We start from the raw sequence: 15,531 nt of genomic DNA, 5'->3' as shown, positions 1-15,531 counted from the left end.
ATGAACCTCAGGTGACAAGACTCTGCTTGGGCCACCTGAAAGGTCAGCTATCCTAGTCAAGTGAACTTTGCCCAACTCCTCTTCCCCGATTTTTCCCTGATTTTGTGCGGCTATCTGATCTGCCGCTTCACCGCCTTGAACCGCCCCGTGTGGCAACAGGTGGAAAGTCTGGTCTATTTTTTCCTTTTCCCGGTTTTGTTGTTTCACTCCATCGTGAAAAGCCCACTGGACCTGAATGCCGCCTCCGGCCTGATTGGCGCAGGTCTGAGCTTGGGCGTATGCGCCATCGCTTTGTCATACAGCCTGCCCTATTGGCCGATTTTGGGCAAACGGCTGGACCGACGTGATCACGCGGCCAGCGCCCAGGTGGCGTTTCGCTTCAACTCCTTCATCGCCTTGGCGCTGGCCGAGCGATTGGCAGGCCCCGAAGGCCTGCTCATGATTTCGGTGTTGATCGGTGTGTGTGTGCCGGCATTCAACATTGCTGCAGTTTGGCCCATGGCCCGACAGGCCAACACCGGCTTTTTGCGCGAACTGGTACGCAACCCCCTGATCATCGCCACCGGATCAGGCCTGGCTGCCAACCTGTTGGGGTTTCGCATCCCCGAATGGCTGGACCCCAGTGTCAGTCGAATCGGTGCAGCGTCTTTGGCCCTGGGCTTGATGGCGGCTGGTGCAGGTATGCAGCTGGGCACCTTGCGCCGGGGCACACTGCTGGGCATGGGTTTGCTGATGATCCGGCACTTGGTGCTGCCTTTGATCGCCGTGGGCATGGCCCGCCTGTTTCAGCTCGACACTCTTCAAACGACGGTACTGCTCGCATTTTCGGCTTTGCCCACGGCATCGACTTGTTATGTGCTGGCTGCCCGCATGGGCTACAACGGCCCCTATGTGGCGGGGCTGGTGACGCTGTCGACCTTGTCCGGCATGTGGAGTTTGCCGTTTGCATTGGGCGTTCTGCGCTGACATTTCAGAGGTCTTTAGAATTTTCAGAATCTGCGATACCGCACCACCGAAGGAAACAACCGTGCCCCCACACAAAACATGGCCTCAAGCGCTGATGGACTTTGGTCGCACTTTTTTTCTGATGAGCTTGGTCAGCGCCTTAGCCGCCTGTGCGCTGACCCCACAAAAAGAAGAGGTTAAAAGACAATCAGACGCCTTGCTCCAGCAGCAACTTCAACGGGTTGAATCACAGTGGCGACAACAGGCTGGAGGCGAGTACAAACACGTATTTTTGGGGTCAGCTCAACACTCGCAGTCCTTGGTTTTTCAAAGAGACATCTTGCTGATGGAAAAAAGCTTGCAAACCTTCCAGCCCAAGACAGTATCGATTTTGTTGAGCAACCAACTGGAAACGCAGCAGCTGCAATTTCCTTTCGCGACAACACCCAATTTGGAGCGAGTTTTTGACCACTTAGCTACTTGGTCGCATGCTCAACCGATGTCATTGACTGTCTTGATCTCGACACACGGCTCACCGGGTGTCTTGTCTGTCAACATAGGCAACCAATACCACCCACCCGTTCGGACCGCCCAACTCAAAACTTGGTTAGACAAACTGCATCCCGAAACCCAAGTCACAATTCTGCTGTCGGCTTGCTACTCGGGCTCTTTCGTTGATGCGCTGCAAGGTCCCAAAAGAATTGTCTTGTCGGCTTCAGCCGCCGATCGAAACTCCTTTGGATGCAGTTACCACGAAAAAAACACCTGGTTCATCGGTCAGCTTTTGGGCCCTCACTTCGCCCCCAAAAACACTTGGGACGAGGTCTTCGCAGCAACCCGTGCAGGAGTAGAAGCACAAGAAAGGGCGCTTCGCATGGCACTGCCCTCAAACCCCCAAATCAGAAGCGCTGAGTCCCTGCGAAAAATGAGCTTGGCACAGTGGTTTGGTCAACCCTCCAAGGCACCCTGATCACGCCAAGTGGTCAAAAGCGCGACAAAGACCAGGCCACCTGCTCTTGGACCACCGGGTCCGGATGGTCAGCATGCACGGCCAAACCCTGCAGCAAAACCTGGCGCTCAGCTTCTGGCAATGCCGACGAGGCCAAGGCATTGCCTGCCGCCAGAGCCAAATTGCGCAACCAGCGGGCGTGTCCGATGCGGCGGATGGCGCTGCCTTCTGTGCGGCGCAAAAACTCGGATTCGCTCCAAGCCATCAGTTCGGCGATGCTGCCCGCGCCCAAGCCTTCGCGGGCCTGCCAATCTGGCAAAGGGCTGACTTGCGCGAACTTGTTCCAGGGGCAAGCCAGCTGACAGTCGTCGCAGCCATAAATGCGGTTGCCGATCAGCGGGCGCAAGGCTTCGTCAATCGGCCCGGCATGCTCGATCGTTAAATAGGAAATGCAACGCCGCGCGTCCAGCTTGTAAGGCCCCACGATGGCCTGGGTGGGACACAAGTCCATGCAGGCGGTGCACTGGCCGCAATGCGCCGATGTGGCGGGCGTCTCGGGCAGGGCCAAGTCCACAAACAATTCGCCCAGAAAAAACATCGACCCGGCCTCGCGGCTCAGCACCAGCGTGTGTTTGCCGCGCCAGCCCAAGCCGCTGCGGGTGGCGAGCTCAGCCTCCATGACCGGGGCCGAATCGGTGAACACGCGGTGGCCAAAGGGGCCAATCGCCTCGGCGATGCGGTCCTGCAGTTTTTGCAGGCGCGAGCGCAAAACCTTGTGGTAATCACGCCCCCGGGCATACAGCGAGACCACCGCCTCGCCCGGCAGCAGGCTGCGGGCGGTTTCAAGCGCCAGCCAGTCGGGCGGTGTCTCCGCAGGCAGGTAATCCATGCGGGCGGTGATCACGCTCACCGTGCCGGGCACCAGCTCGGCGGGACGGGCGCGTTTCATGCCATGGCTTTCCATGTAAGCCATGCTGCCGTGAAATCCTGCGGCCAACCAAGCTTGTAATCCGGGCTCTGCCGAGGACAAATCGATACCACTCACGCCAATTTGGGACAATCCCAACTCGCGCGCCCAGATCTGGATCTGGGGCCACAGTTTAAGAAGGTCGATTTGAGTACGTTCAGCAGTCACCCGCCGATTGTAGAAAGCCCCGCCGTCCCAGCGCATTGGGAGGGTTTGTGGCCAAACGAGGCCGCCACGCAGGCCTTTGCCACGCAATTGGCGCAAGGCCTTGGCCAATGGCCCGGGGGGCGCGATGCGCGCATCGAGCTGCGCGGCAACTTGGGCGCGGGCAAGACCACCTTGGTGCGCCACCTGCTGCGAGCCGCCGGGGTGAAGGGCCGTATCAAAAGCCCGACTTACGCGGTGGTGGAGCCGCACCAAGCGGGCACGGGCGCAACGGAAGACATGGCCTGGCCCATCTGGCACTTTGACTTTTACCGTTTCAACGACCCGCAGGAATGGGAAGACGCGGGCTTTCGGGACATCTTTGCCGGGCCGGGCCTCAAGCTCATGGAGTGGCCTGACAAAGTGGCCGGACAACTGCCCCCGCCGGACTGGGTGATTGCGCTGGAGGCCATCGACGAAGACCAGCGCCAAGTGCACATCAGCGCAGGCACGGCGCGCGGCCAGCAATGGCTGGCATTGTGGCGATCAGCCTGGACCGAAGGTGCAGACCATGCGCCGTGACCGCCGTCGGCTGATCAAGGCAGGTTTTTTGGTGCTCAGCCTGGGCGCGGCGCAGCTGGCCCGTGGGGCCAACATGCTGGCCGTGCGCATTTGGCCCGCCCCGGATTACAGCCGCGTCACGCTCGAATCGGATGCACCCCTCAAAACCACGCAAACCTTCATCGCTTCGCCACCACGCCTGGCGGTGGACATCGAAGGCATGCAGCTGAACGCCGCCTTGCGCGAATTGGTGGGCAAGGTCCAAGCTTCAGACCCCAACATCGCCGGCATCCGGGTTGGCCAGTTCAATGCAAACACCGTGCGTCTGGTCATTGATCTCAAACGCCCCATCGCCCCGCAAGTGTTCACCCTTGAGCCGGTGGCTGCTTATGCCCACCGGCTGGTGCTGGACCTGTACCCCAGCGAAGCCATCGACCCTCTGGAGCAACTGATTCAGGAGCGCGTGACAGCCAAAGCAACAGCTAACCCCGGCGGGCTGCCCAGCACGAGCGCTGTGGTCAACGACCCTCTGGGCGAGCTCATTGCCCGGCAAACGCCGGCAGGTGCCGCGCCCGCACCGTCGACCCGGCGGCAAGATGTCCTGCCACCACCTGTGGTGTCCATGGATCGCCCCGATCACCCACCAAGGCCGCAGGCTGCGCCTGGCCAAACCGACCGCCTGATTGTCATTGCGCTGGACCCGGGACATGGCGGTGAAGACCCCGGCGCGATTGGCCCCGGCGGCACGCGAGAGAAAGACGTGGTGCTCAAGATCGCCAAGATGCTGCGTGACCGCATCAACGCCAGCAGCGTAGGCGGCAGCCCCATGCGGGCGTTTTTGACGCGCGATGCCGACTTCTTTGTGCCCTTGCATGTGCGGGTGCAAAAGGCCAGACGCGTGCAAGCCGACCTGTTTGTCAGCATCCACGCCGACGCGTTTTACTCCCCCAGGCCCCAAGGCGCGAGCGTCTTCGCACTCAGCGAGGGCGGTGCCTCCAGCAAGGATGCCCAGTGGATTGCACAAAAAGAAAACAAGGCCGACCTGATCGGCGGCATCAACCTTGGCAGCCAAGATGCGCAAGTGCGACGTGCTCTGCTCGACATGAGCACCGCCGCGCAAATCAAGGACAGCCTGCAACTGGGCAACAGCTTGCTGCGCGAGATCGGCAGCGTTGGCAAGTTGCACAAGCCCCGCGTTGAGAGGGCGGGTTTTGCGGTCCTCAAAGCCCCCGACATTCCCAGCGTGCTGGTGGAAACCGCCTTCATCAGCAACCCAGAAGAAGAAGAAAAACTGCGCAGCGACGCCTACCAGCAGCAATTGACCGACGCCCTGATGCGCGGCATCGTGGCCTATTTTTCACGCAACCCGCCACTGGCCAGAAGTCGCACCCCTGCGTAAGCGCTGTGCTTTGGCCCTCACAAGTGGCAATGGGCAAAAGACGCTATCAGCGGTCAGCAACGACTGGGGCTGCGACCCACTTCTCGCTGCGCTCCCACAGCAGGCGGGCCAAAGCGCTGTCTTGGCCCAGAGGTGCGGGCGTGGCCACTCGGGACTTGGAGAAATACAAACCCGATTCGCTGACTGGCGCGCGCAAAGCGCAGTGCAAGGTGGTTTGCGCGCCCTCTTCGGCCGTGAGCAAACCGCGCCAACGCAGCAGCGGCCGAGCCCAATCGGGCAAGGCACGCCAAATTTCGGTGTCCACCACGCCCGGGTGCAGCGAATAGCACGACAGCCCCGTGCCCTGAGTGCGGCGAGCCAACTCGGCACTGAACAGCAGGTTGGCCAGTTTGGAGACCGCGTACTCTTCAATCCCGGTCCAACTGCGGGTGGGTTTTTGCAAGGCGTCCCACACGATGCCCGAGGTGCGCTTGTGCGCGCGGCTCGACACCGTGACCACGCGGGACGCTCCAGAGGCGATCAATTCGGGCAAGAGCAACTGTGTGAGCAAAAAATGCCCCAAATGGTTGATGCCAAAAGCCATCTCAAAACCATCCGCCGTCAAGCCGCGCAAGCCCGCCACACCCGCATTGTTGATGAGCAAATTCAAGGGCAAGTGCATGCCTTTGAATTGCTCTGCGCAAGCGCGAACAGAAGACAAACTGGCCAAGTCCAGCGGCAAAAACAAAGCCTCAGGACCCTGCGCCAGCGACCGGATGTGGTCCAGCACCGGTTGTGTGCGTGAAAGCGAACGCCCGGCAATGACCACTTGGTAACCCGCTTTGGCCAACTCGATCGCTGTCACACGGCCAATCCCCACATTGCCTCCGGTGATGAGGGCGACCGGGGCGATAGCGCCCCCTGTGGTCGCAGAACCAGGTTTTTTTTCAATCGGATGTTCTGACATGTACGGAGCCTTATCAAATGGGCGATGCAGGGAGATGACAGAGAGCGTAAATCAAAAACAAGGCATTGCAGCAAGAGTCGCCTGCGAGGCAGTGTCCGATTGACCCGCAGGGCACTTGCCTCTAGTCTGAGCCTTGACATGGCCCACAGATGGCCATGCTTTTTATCAGGAGACAAACATGCGCTTGGTACACCTCTTCAAAGCGGCAGCCTTGGTTTTGGCCGCCACCTCACTCCAACCCGTCTTGGCTCAGAACTGGCCCACCAAACCCATCCGCTGGATCGTGCCCTACACCCCCGGCGGCATCACCGACAACGCCACCCGCATGGTGGTGCAAAAAATCCAGGAGCAAACGGGCTGGACCATCGTGGTGGACAACAAGCCGGGCGCCAATTCGATTTTGGGTGCCGACCTGGCAGCCAAAGCCCCAGCAGACGGGCACACCTTTGTGACGGTGATCGGCGCCCATGCCGCCAACGCCACGCTGTACGCGGGGCGTTTGCCTTACGACCCGGTCAAGAGTTTTGCACCGGTGTCGCTGGTCGGCATTGCGCCACTGGTGATGACGGTGAACAACAACTTGCCCGTCAAAAACGTCAAGGAACTGATCGATTACGCCAAGGCCAACCCCGGCAAGCTCGCTTTTGGCTCGTCGGGCGTAGGGGCAGCGGCCCACCTGACCCAAGAGCTGTTCAAGCAAGTGGCGGGCATTGACATGGTGCATGTGCCCTACAAAGGCACGGCCCCAGCACTGGCCGACCTGATGGGCGGCAACATCCAGATCCTGACCGATACGGCCAGCGCCTTGATGCCCCATGTGCGTGGCGGCAAGGTCAAGGGCATGACCGTGTTTTCGTCTCAGCGCGTGCCGGGTGCCGCCGAAGTGCCCACCATCACCGAATCGGGTGGACCCGCCATCGAAGGCTCCACTTGGGTCTTGTTCTTGACACAAGCGGCTGCGCCCAAGGACATCGTGCGCCGCATGTCGGCTGAGACGACCAAGGCCCTGAACTCACCCGACATCAAGGCCAAATTCGAGGCGCTGGGCATCATCACCGGTGACACATCGCCCGAATTTGCGGCGAAGTTTTTGGACGAAGAAGTTGTGAAATGGTCCAAGGTCATCTCGGCTGCGGGCGTGAAAGCCGAATAAGCTGACACGGGGGTGGTTGGTCAACAAGGCAGGGCTCAACCTGCCTTGCGCGCCTTCCAAGCCCCGAACATGGCGATCAGGCCCGGCACGATGATCAAAGCCCAGATGATCTTGCTCAGATGCGTTTGCACAAAGGGCAAATTGCCAAACAGGTAACCCGCTAGGGTCAAACCCACCACCCAAATGAAGCCGCCTACCACATTGAACAGGGTGAACTTGCTGCGGGTCATCTCGGCCACGCCGGCCACAAAGGGCACGAAGGTGCGGATGAACGGCATGAAACGCGCCAGGATGATGGTGATGCCGCCGTATTTTTCGTAAAAAGCATGGGCTTGGTCAAAGCCCTTGCGGCTGAAAAACCGCGAATCTTCCCACTGAAACACCCGAGGACCGAAATAGCGGCCGATCGTGTAGTTGGTCTGGTCGCCCAAAATAGCGGCCACCAACAACAAACCCATCACCAGCGGCAGGCTCATCAAACCCGCGCCGCACATGGCTCCGACGATGAACAGCAGCGAGTCTCCGGGCAAAAACGGCATGACCACGACACCGGTTTCCACAAAAATAATGAGAAACAACAGGGCATAGACCCAGGCCCCATATTGGGCGACAAAGTCGGCCAAGTGGCGGTCGACGTGGAGGATGAAATCTACAAGTTGCAAAAGGATGTCCATGGGGCCGATTATCCCTGCCCAAGCCCTAAAATCAGGTGGTGACCTCACAACAGCCCCCGGCTTCCGCGCGCCGCCCCATCCGCGAACTCCCCGATGAACTGATCAGCCAGATCGCCGCAGGCGAGGTGGTCGAGCGCCCTGCCTCGGTCGTGCGCGAATTGGTGGACAACGCCATGGACGCGGGTGCACGAAGCATCACGCTGCGCCTCATGGGCGGTGGCACCCGGCTGATCTCGGTCGAAGATGACGGCGGCGGCATCGCCCCCGACGAGCTGGCCACCGCCTTGAAGCGTCACGCCACCAGCAAAATCGGCAACCTGGACGACCTGGAATCGGTCATGACCATGGGCTTTCGGGGCGAAGCCTTGGCAGCCATCAATTCGGTGTCTGAGCTCACCCTGCTTTCGCGCATGGACGGCCAGCCCACCGCGTTCGCACTCGATGGCCAAACTGGCGAAATCCGCCCTGCTGCCCGCGCCGTGGGCACCACGGTGGAGGTCAAAGAACTTTTCTTCTCGACCCCCGCCCGCCGCAAATTTTTGAAAAGCGACAGCACCGAGCTGGCCCATTGCATCGAAGCCGTGCGCCGCCACGCCCTGGCCCGCCCCGATGTGGGCTTTGCCATCTGGCACGAAGGCAAGCTGGTGGAGCAGTGGCGGGTGCACCCCGGCGCTGCGGGCCTTGAGCAGCGCCTGGCCGATGTGTTGGGCGAAGAGTTCGTGGCGCAGTCCATCGCCGTGGAATACAACGCCGGACCGCTCAAGGTGATCGGCCGTGCCGGTCTGCCCGACGCCGCCCGCTCGCGCCCCGACCACCAATTTGCTTATGTGAATGGCCGTTTTGTGCGCGACAAAGTGGTCATGCATGGCGCCCGCAGCGCTTACGAAGACGTGCTGCACGGCAACAAACAGCCTGCCTATGCGCTGTTCATGCAGATCGACCCCACGCTGGTCGATGTGAATGTGCACCCCACCAAGATCGAAGTGCGTTTTCGGGACAGCCGCGCCGTGCACCAAGCGGTGCGACATGCCTTGGAAAACGCGCTGGCGGCGCCGCGCTCGCAAAATCTGAGCGATGCACCCGCCGACGCGCCCAGCGACTTCGACTTGAAAGCAGCCGCGCCCAAGGCCCTGCCGGAGTCGGCCAGCTGGCAGCAAGGCGGCATGGCGTTTGAGCGCCCGGGCCCGTCGACTTTTTCAGCCCCGGCCTACAAACCCGCTGATTTTTTGCGGCCGCGCGTGGATGGCGAGCAGGCCATGGCCGATCTGAAGGCGCTGTGGCAACCCACACCGCACGCCGCAGAGGCAGCAGGAATGTGGGAGGCCAACCCTGCGGCCGAAGGCAATTTGCGAGCAGGGGCAAGCGCCCATGCGGAAACGGGCTCGCCTGCTGCATATGGGGATTCGCTTGCGGGGGCAAGCTCCCACAAAGAATCCAACTCGCCAGCATCCCCACTTCCCGAAGGCGACTGGCCGCTGGGCCGCGCTGTGGCGCAGCTGCACGGCGTCTACATCCTGGCCCAAAACAAACAGGGCCTGGTGGTGGTCGACATGCACGCCGCGCACGAGCGCATCGTCTACGAGCGCCTCAAAAACCAGCTCAACGCCGCCGATGGCGAAGGCCCGCGCATTGCCAGCCAGCCCCTGCTGATCCCCGCCACTTTTGCCGCTACGCCCACCGAAGTGGCAACGGCAGAGGCCTGCGCCGAAGCGCTGGAGCAACTCGGTTTGGAAATCTCGCCCCTGTCGGCCAAAACCCTGGCCGTGCGCGCCGTGCCCACCAGCTTGGCGCAAGGCGATGCGGTGGAGCTGGCCCGCAGCGTGCTGGCCGAGCTGGCACAGCACGATGCCAGCACCGTGGTTCAACGCGCTCAAAACGAAATTCTGGCCACCATGGCCTGCCACGGCGCGGTGCGCGCCAACCGCCGCCTCACGCTGGACGAAATGAACGCCTTGCTGCGCCAGATGGAAGAGACCGAACGCTCCGACCAATGCAACCACGGCCGCCCGACCTGGCGGCAGATGTCCATGCGCGATCTGGATGCTTTGTTCTTGAGAGGCCGGTGATGACGGGGATGCCCCAAAAACTGATCGTCCTCATCCTTGCGCTGCTGCTCGGACTGCAGCCGGTCACCACCGACCTGTATCTGCCTGCCCTGCCCGCCATCACCCAAGGTTTTGGCGCGGGCATGGGCCAAGCCCAACTCACCCTCACGGCGCTGCTGCTCGCTTTTGGTTTGTCGCAACTCGTTTGGGGTCCGCTGTCTGACCGCTTTGGACGCCGGCCCATTCTGCTGTGGGGCATGGGCGCTTACACGCTCGCCTCGGTGGCTTGTGCGATGGCACCCGACATGGCCTGGTTGATCGCCGGGCGCACGGTACAAGGCATTGCCATGGGTGCGGGCGTCATGGCCGCACGCGCCGTCGTGCGTGACCTGTTCCAGCCGCTCCAGGGCGCCACGGTCATGTCGCAAGGCCTCACAGGTCTGGGCATCATCGCCTGTACCTGCGCGCCGCTGGGCGGCATGTTGACCGATACCTTGGGCTGGCGCCACGCCCTGCTGGCGCTGGCCGTGTTTGGCGCTGCCACACTGGCCTTGCTGGCTTGGCGATTTGAAGAAACGCTGGCCCAACCCGACCCACACGCCCTGAGCGCCGGGCCCCTCTTACGGGCCAACCTGGACATCCTGCGCAACCCAGTTTTTCTCACTTGGTGCGCCCTGTCGGCCAGCTCTTATCTGGGGCTCTTCACCTTTTTGGCCAGTTCCTCCTTTGTCTTCGTCACCTTCATGGGTTACAGCAAAACGGCTTACGGCTTTCTCATGCTGAGCATGTCGTTGTCCTACATCGTGGGCACTTTTTGGTGCCGCTGGATGTTGCGGCGCACCAGCGTGCACCGCACCGTGGGCATCGCCGCCATCTTGACCATCACCGGCGGCGTCAGCATGGCCGCGCTCGCCTACGCTGGCCAAGGCCAAGACTGGTATGGGGCTTGGGCCGTGATGGTGCCCATGTACATCTTCATGCTGGGTCACGGCGTGCACCAGCCTTGTGGACAAAGCGGCGCGGTCGCGCCCTTTCCTCATCGGGCGGGCACGGCCTCGGCCCTGAACGGCTTTTTGATGATGCTGGGCGCTTTCTTCATGGGTGGCTGGCTGGGCAACCACATGGACCGCCCGGTGTTTGCGCTGGCCCACGGACTGCTGCTGTGTGCCGTTTTCATCACCTTCGTGGCCTGGACAGGCGTTCAGCGCCATGGCCGCCCGGTGGTCTCATTGGCCAAACCCGCATGAAGCAGCGCCCCGTTGACGCCATCGCCCTGGTGGGGCCCACGGCCAGCGGCAAAACCGCTGCCGCCTTGGCGTTGGCCGACAGCCTGCAGCCCCAAGGCGGCACTGAAATCATCAGCATTGACTCGGCCCTGGTTTACCGGGACATGGACATCGGCACCGCCAAACCCAGCCGCGAAGAACTGGCTGCCGTGCCGCACCACCTGATCGACACGCTGGACCCGCTGGACAGCTACAGCGCCGCCGAATTCGCCAAAGACGCGACCGGCTTGATCAAAGACATCAAAGCCCGCGGCAAAACCCCGCTGCTGGTGGGTGGCACCATGCTCTACCTCAAGGCGCTGCTCGAAGGGCTTAACGACATGCCCCCGGCCGACCCCGAAGTGCGGGCGCAGATCCACGCCCGCGCCGCTCAACTGGGCTGGCCCGCCCTGCATGCCGAACTGGCGCAGGTGGACCCGCAAACTGCCACCCGCCTGGCCCCCGGCGACAGCCAGCGCATCGGCCGCGCGCTCGAAGTCTGGACCGCCACCGGACAAAGCCTATCGTCGTTTCACCAAAGCGCCAAAGCCTCTGCACCCGACTGGCACATCCCCGTCATCAGCCTGGAGCCACTGGACCGCGCTTGGCTGCATCAGCGCATTGCCCTGCGCTTTGAGCAAATGATGGCGGCAGGCTTCATGGAAGAGGTCAAGACCCTGCGCTCACGCGGCGACCTGCACCCCGACCTGCCCTCGATGCGTTGCGTGGGTTACCGCCAAGCCTGGCAGGGGCTGGACGAGGGCTGGAGTGAAGCCGAGATTTGCGAGCGGGGCATCTTTGCCACCCGGCAGTTGGCCAAGCGCCAAATCACTTGGCTGCGCAGCATGCCTTCGCGCTGCGTGGTCCAAGCCGACGCCCCACAACCCGTGGCCTCGGCCGTCACCGCACTGGCCAAGACCTGGATGTCCGCATGAACCTTTTCGCACAACACGCTACAAAGCGCAGCAGCCTGAGCCTGCATTTTCTAGGGTTGGTGCTGTGGTGCTTCAGCCCGCTGGTGGGGTCAACACCTGCCTTGACGACACCTCCTATGGCGACGCAGTTGCTGCAGATTAACAACTCAGGGGCCGCCCCGGTCAGCTTGGTGTGCCCACGCAAAGGGCCACCCACTGCGCGCCCCAGCACTCCTGTGGCTGAACCCACCGAAATCCCCGACGACGACGAGGTCACACAAGCGCTGCAAGAGGCGAGCGCCGAGCGCGCCGCCCAGACGGCATCAACCACTCCTCCCGGCCAAAGGCTGCAGGGCGATCCGCGTGGCTGGCGCATCGCCATTTGGGGCGACAGCCACATGGCTGCGGCTTTTTTCAGCGACCAAATGGTGCGCCAACTGGTCCCGACCGATGCGCCTGTCACCAGCCGCTTTGTCCATGCCGGCGTCGGCCATGGGGGGGTGCGGGCGCTGGTGCGCAAAACCTGTTTGTCCGGCGACTGGGGGCGCGAGATGGCTTATGCCCACGCCGATGCTGCGGCCGCGCCTGGCCCCGGCATGACGAGCCTGGTGGCCAAACGCCCCGGGGCCACGGTGGCCCTGGACCTGCGCGACACCTCGGGTCTCGCCCGTCACACCCGCTTGCAGATCTTGCACCACGGCCATGGCGCAGGCCTGACCCGGCTGGCCATCAGTGTGGACGGTGAAGCCGAAACGCTGGTGCAACTGGACCCTGGCGCAGGCCCGCGTGCCTTGGCACTGGAAACTCTTGCGCCGCTGTCCACTCTGCAAATCCGGGTGGTTGAGGGGGCCTTTCGCTTTCAGGGCTTGAAGCTGCCCGAGCCACCAGCGCCCGCCGCTTCAGCGCTGCACCTGGATTTGTTCGCTTACCCGGGGGCCACCATGGCGGGTTGGGTGCGCAGCGATTTGGGCTACCTGTCATCCTGGTTCACAGACCAAGCCTACGACCTGGCCTTGATCGCCTTTGGCACCAACGAGGGCAACGACCCTCGCTTCAATGAAGACGCTTACCGGGAGATGCTGGCACGGGCGCTGGGCAACTTCCGCCAGGTCTTTCCGCAAACACAGTGCGTGCTGATCGGGCCGGGTGACCGGGGCATTCGGGTCGTCAAGTCCAGGGCCAGCAAGCGATCCAAAGCCGTCAACGCCAAAAACCAGAGCGCCAAAAAACAAAAACAACAGGCGGTCCAAAGCAAAACCGCCAAAAAGGCCCCGCCTCAGAAAGCCAAAGCGGCACCAACCGCCGATTTGCTCAAGTTCGCGCGCATCCATGAACGCATCGGGCAAATCCAGGCAGACTTGGCCGCCCAACACGGCTGCCAAGCCTGGAGCATGCAAAGCGCCATGGGCGGTGCAGGCAGCGCCTACACCTGGGCCCGCAAGAGCCCAGCGCTCATGGCACCTGACCTGATCCACTTCACGTCTGCCGGTTACCGCGAACTGGCCAACACTTTCGTGGTCGACTTCGGCCTGGTCAAACCATGAGCGCATTGACGCGTTTGCCGGGACTGGACGGCCTGCGCGGCGTGGCCGTGCTGGCCGTGATCGGCTACCACTTGAACCTGGGCCATTTCTTGCCCGCAGGATTTTTGGGGGTGGACATCTTTTTCACCGTCTCGGGTTTCATCATCACGGCGCTGCTGCTGCAAGAGCACGCCCAGACGGGGCGCATCAATTTTCCGGCTTTTTACCTGCGCCGTGCACGGCGTCTGTTCCCGGCGGCCTTGGTCATGCTGTTGCTGCTGGTGCCGCTCACGCCGCTGTTTCAGCCCGCTGCCCTGCCGCGCCTGCGCGAAGACCTGCCCGCTGCCTTTTTGTACCTGTCCAACTGGTGGCAGATCGTCGCGCAGCAATCGTATTTCGAGGCGATCGAGCAGCCCCGTCTGCTCCAGCACCTGTGGTCTTTGGCGGTGGAAGAACAGTATTACCTGCTGTGGCCGCTGGCGGCGCTGTGGTTGTTGAACCAGACCGGCCGTGCAGGTCTGGGCGTGGCTGCGGGCTGGATCGCCGCAGCCAGCACCGGTTGGATGGCGTGGCTGTACACCACGCAACTGGAAGGCGGCGACCCCAGCCGCGTGTACCTGGGCACCGACACCCATCTGATGGGGCTGCTGGCCGGATCGGCTCTGGCCGCATGGTGGAACCCCTGGAAAATCCGCATGGCCTCACAAGCCAGCGACGAAATCCTGAACCTGGCGGGCACCGCCGCGCTGACGGCGCTGATCTGGGGCATGGCCGAAACGCATGAAGGCATGCCCGAGCTGTACCAAGGCGGTTTTTTGCTGGCGGCCTTGCTCACCTGCGTGGTGATCGGTGCCGCCACCCGCGAAGGCACTTGGGTGGCCTGGCTGCTCTCGAGCCGCCCCATGTTGTGGCTTGGTGCACGGTCTTATTCGCTTTACCTGTGGCATTGGCCTGTGGTGGTTTGGCTGCGCCCCTCGGCGCAAGCCGACGCTTTGGAGCTGACCTGGGTCAACGCGGCCCGCCTGGTCATCACGCTGCTGTGCGCCGAAGCCTCTTACCGCTGGGTGGAAACCCGCTGGACACAAAACGCCAGGGCCAAGCCTTGGCGGCGCAGCACCACCCTGGCCGCTGCGGTGCTGGTGGTGGTGAACGCCGCCGTTCTGGGCTTTATGCCGGGCACAACGCCCCCGCCAGAACAGAAGACGAACACGAACCCGGCTTTGCAATCGCCTGCGGCCTCCGAAAAACGGCCTGCCACGAGCGCGGCGCTCAAGCCCAGTCCTGCAACAGAGACTGCGCCAACCGCCCCTGCCGTGACAGCACCCCACACCCCTGGTGCCCACTACCAAAAAGTCACCTTGGTCGGCGACTCGGTTTTGCTGGGTGCCAGCCCCTACTTGCAGCGCCGCCTGCCCTCTGCCTCGGTGGAGGCCAAAGTCGGCCGCCAAGGCAGCGATGGCCTGAAACTGGTGCAAAGCCTGCGACAGGAAGCACAGCTGGGTGACGCCACGGTCATCCACCTGGGCACCAATGGCTATCTGGCAGAAAAGCAGTTCCGGGCCTTGCTGGAGCAACTGAGCGATCGCAAGACGGTGGTGGTTTTGAATGTGTACGGTGCCAGGCGCTGGACCGGCCCCAACAACGAACTGATCGGGCGCTTGAGCCAGAGCTTTGACAATGTGCGGCTGATCGACTGGCACGCGATTGGCCAAGCCAACCCGGGCTATTTTGTGCAAGACGGCATCCACCTGTCGGGCGCAGGCATCCACGCCTATTACAACCAGATCCGCATGGCGTTGGGCCAACCCGAGGTCGTCGTGAGCGGCCCGACAATGCGGCAAGTCAAACGCCCGCCACTTCCCGCGGGCAGCAGCACGCCAGTGAACGCACCCGCCCCTGCAAGCTCGCCCGTTGCAGCCCCCGCGCCACCCGCTGCCAGCCTGCCCGCAGCCGCTGACAACGCAGGCCCCGAAACGCCAGCAACGCCCAGCTCAGTGCCCGCTACCTCAACGCCTACTTCACAGGCCAACTGACCTGCCAACGTCA

General features: G+C 62.5%; 13 protein-coding genes. 10 read left to right on the top strand and 3 right to left on the bottom strand.

Going from position 1 to position 15,531, the window contains the following annotated elements:
* Positions 1-60 precede the first annotated feature (60 nt).
* Positions 61-966 carry an AEC family transporter gene (locus tag ACZ5SR_RS07160; RefSeq protein ID WP_464450863.1) on the top strand — a complete coding sequence of 302 codons (906 nt, stop codon included), beginning with the start codon at positions 61-63 and terminating at the stop codon, positions 964-966.
* A gap of 61 nt (positions 967-1,027) precedes the next feature.
* Positions 1,028-1,915, top strand: coding sequence for a C13 family peptidase (locus tag ACZ5SR_RS07155; RefSeq protein ID WP_464450862.1), 888 nt, complete (start codon positions 1,028-1,030; stop codon positions 1,913-1,915).
* A gap of 13 nt (positions 1,916-1,928) precedes the next feature.
* On the opposite strand, the gene queG is transcribed toward ACZ5SR_RS07155, so the two are convergent.
* Positions 1,929-2,993, bottom strand: coding sequence for a tRNA epoxyqueuosine(34) reductase QueG (gene queG, locus ACZ5SR_RS07150; protein ID WP_464451028.1), 1,065 nt, complete (start codon positions 2,991-2,993; stop codon positions 1,929-1,931).
* A 15-nt stretch (positions 2,994-3,008) separates the two neighbouring features.
* Here queG and tsaE point away from each other — a divergent pair, with 15 nt between their 5' ends.
* Both tsaE and ACZ5SR_RS07140 read left to right on the top strand, forming a co-directional pair.
* Positions 3,009-3,587 (top strand): tRNA (adenosine(37)-N6)-threonylcarbamoyltransferase complex ATPase subunit type 1 TsaE, encoded by a 579-nt coding sequence (gene tsaE, locus ACZ5SR_RS07145; RefSeq protein ID WP_464450861.1) that lies wholly within the window; start codon positions 3,009-3,011, stop codon positions 3,585-3,587.
* The gene (locus tag ACZ5SR_RS07140; RefSeq protein WP_464450860.1) at positions 3,577-4,965 is read left to right on the top strand and encodes an N-acetylmuramoyl-L-alanine amidase; all 1,389 of its coding nucleotides are present in this window, start codon (positions 3,577-3,579) and stop codon (positions 4,963-4,965) included. The genes tsaE and ACZ5SR_RS07140 overlap by 11 nt, the downstream gene beginning before the upstream one ends.
* A gap of 46 nt (positions 4,966-5,011) precedes the next feature.
* On the opposite strand, the gene ACZ5SR_RS07135 is transcribed toward ACZ5SR_RS07140, so the two are convergent.
* Entirely contained in the window at positions 5,012-5,911 is a 900-nt protein-coding gene (locus ACZ5SR_RS07135) for an SDR family NAD(P)-dependent oxidoreductase (protein ID WP_464450859.1), read from the bottom strand.
* 178 nt (positions 5,912-6,089) lie between these two features.
* Here ACZ5SR_RS07135 and ACZ5SR_RS07130 point away from each other — a divergent pair, with 178 nt between their 5' ends.
* Complete coding sequence (locus ACZ5SR_RS07130; protein ID WP_464450858.1) at positions 6,090-7,064, top strand: Bug family tripartite tricarboxylate transporter substrate binding protein; 975 nt, start codon at positions 6,090-6,092, stop codon at positions 7,062-7,064.
* Positions 7,065-7,099: 35 nt separating this feature from the next.
* Here the strand turns inward: ACZ5SR_RS07130 and ACZ5SR_RS07125 are convergent, their stop codons facing one another.
* Entirely contained in the window at positions 7,100-7,738 is a 639-nt protein-coding gene (locus ACZ5SR_RS07125) for a DedA family protein (protein ID WP_464450857.1), read from the bottom strand.
* A 38-nt stretch (positions 7,739-7,776) separates the two neighbouring features.
* Here ACZ5SR_RS07125 and mutL point away from each other — a divergent pair, with 38 nt between their 5' ends.
* Genes mutL through ACZ5SR_RS07100 form a run of 5 tightly spaced genes read left to right on the top strand, consistent with a single transcriptional unit; the run spans position 7,777 to position 15,518 of the window.
* Positions 7,777-9,804 carry a DNA mismatch repair endonuclease MutL gene (gene mutL, locus ACZ5SR_RS07120; protein ID WP_464450856.1) on the top strand — a complete coding sequence of 676 codons (2,028 nt, stop codon included), beginning with the start codon at positions 7,777-7,779 and terminating at the stop codon, positions 9,802-9,804.
* Positions 9,805-9,812: 8 nt separating this feature from the next.
* Positions 9,813-11,030, top strand: a complete 1,218-nt coding sequence (locus ACZ5SR_RS07115) for a multidrug effflux MFS transporter (protein WP_464450855.1) — start codon at positions 9,813-9,815, stop codon at positions 11,028-11,030.
* Entirely contained in the window at positions 11,027-11,983 is a 957-nt protein-coding gene (miaA, locus tag ACZ5SR_RS07110; protein ID WP_464450854.1) for a tRNA (adenosine(37)-N6)-dimethylallyltransferase MiaA, read from the top strand. The genes ACZ5SR_RS07115 and miaA overlap by 4 nt, the downstream gene beginning before the upstream one ends.
* Positions 11,980-13,506, top strand: a complete 1,527-nt coding sequence (locus tag ACZ5SR_RS07105; RefSeq protein WP_464450853.1) for an SGNH/GDSL hydrolase family protein — start codon at positions 11,980-11,982, stop codon at positions 13,504-13,506. Before miaA ends, ACZ5SR_RS07105 begins: the two co-directional genes overlap by 4 nt.
* Positions 13,503-15,518 carry an acyltransferase family protein gene (locus ACZ5SR_RS07100; protein ID WP_464450852.1) on the top strand — a complete coding sequence of 672 codons (2,016 nt, stop codon included), beginning with the start codon at positions 13,503-13,505 and terminating at the stop codon, positions 15,516-15,518. The genes ACZ5SR_RS07105 and ACZ5SR_RS07100 overlap by 4 nt, the downstream gene beginning before the upstream one ends.
* Positions 15,519-15,531 lie beyond the last annotated feature (13 nt).

Source organism: Limnohabitans sp. TEGF002, assembly GCF_055395845.1.
This window is presented reverse-complemented; position numbering and strand designations above follow the sequence as displayed.

Excerpts from the sequence above, each read along its gene's own strand:
- ACZ5SR_RS07140 (WP_464450860.1), top strand. The coding sequence starts at position 3,577 with ATGCGCCGTGACCGCCGTCGGCTGATCAAGGCAGGTTTTTTGGTGCTC.
- ACZ5SR_RS07135 (WP_464450859.1), bottom strand. The coding sequence starts at position 5,911 with ATGTCAGAACATCCGATTGAAAAAAAACCTGGTTCTGCGACCACAGGG.
- ACZ5SR_RS07130 (WP_464450858.1), top strand. The coding sequence starts at position 6,090 with ATGCGCTTGGTACACCTCTTCAAAGCGGCAGCCTTGGTTTTGGCCGCC.
- ACZ5SR_RS07125 (WP_464450857.1), bottom strand. The coding sequence starts at position 7,738 with ATGGACATCCTTTTGCAACTTGTAGATTTCATCCTCCACGTCGACCGC.
- ACZ5SR_RS07115 (WP_464450855.1), top strand. The coding sequence starts at position 9,813 with ATGCCCCAAAAACTGATCGTCCTCATCCTTGCGCTGCTGCTCGGACTG.
- miaA (WP_464450854.1), top strand. The coding sequence starts at position 11,027 with ATGAAGCAGCGCCCCGTTGACGCCATCGCCCTGGTGGGGCCCACGGCC.
- ACZ5SR_RS07105 (WP_464450853.1), top strand. The coding sequence starts at position 11,980 with ATGAACCTTTTCGCACAACACGCTACAAAGCGCAGCAGCCTGAGCCTG.
- ACZ5SR_RS07100 (WP_464450852.1), top strand. The coding sequence starts at position 13,503 with ATGAGCGCATTGACGCGTTTGCCGGGACTGGACGGCCTGCGCGGCGTG.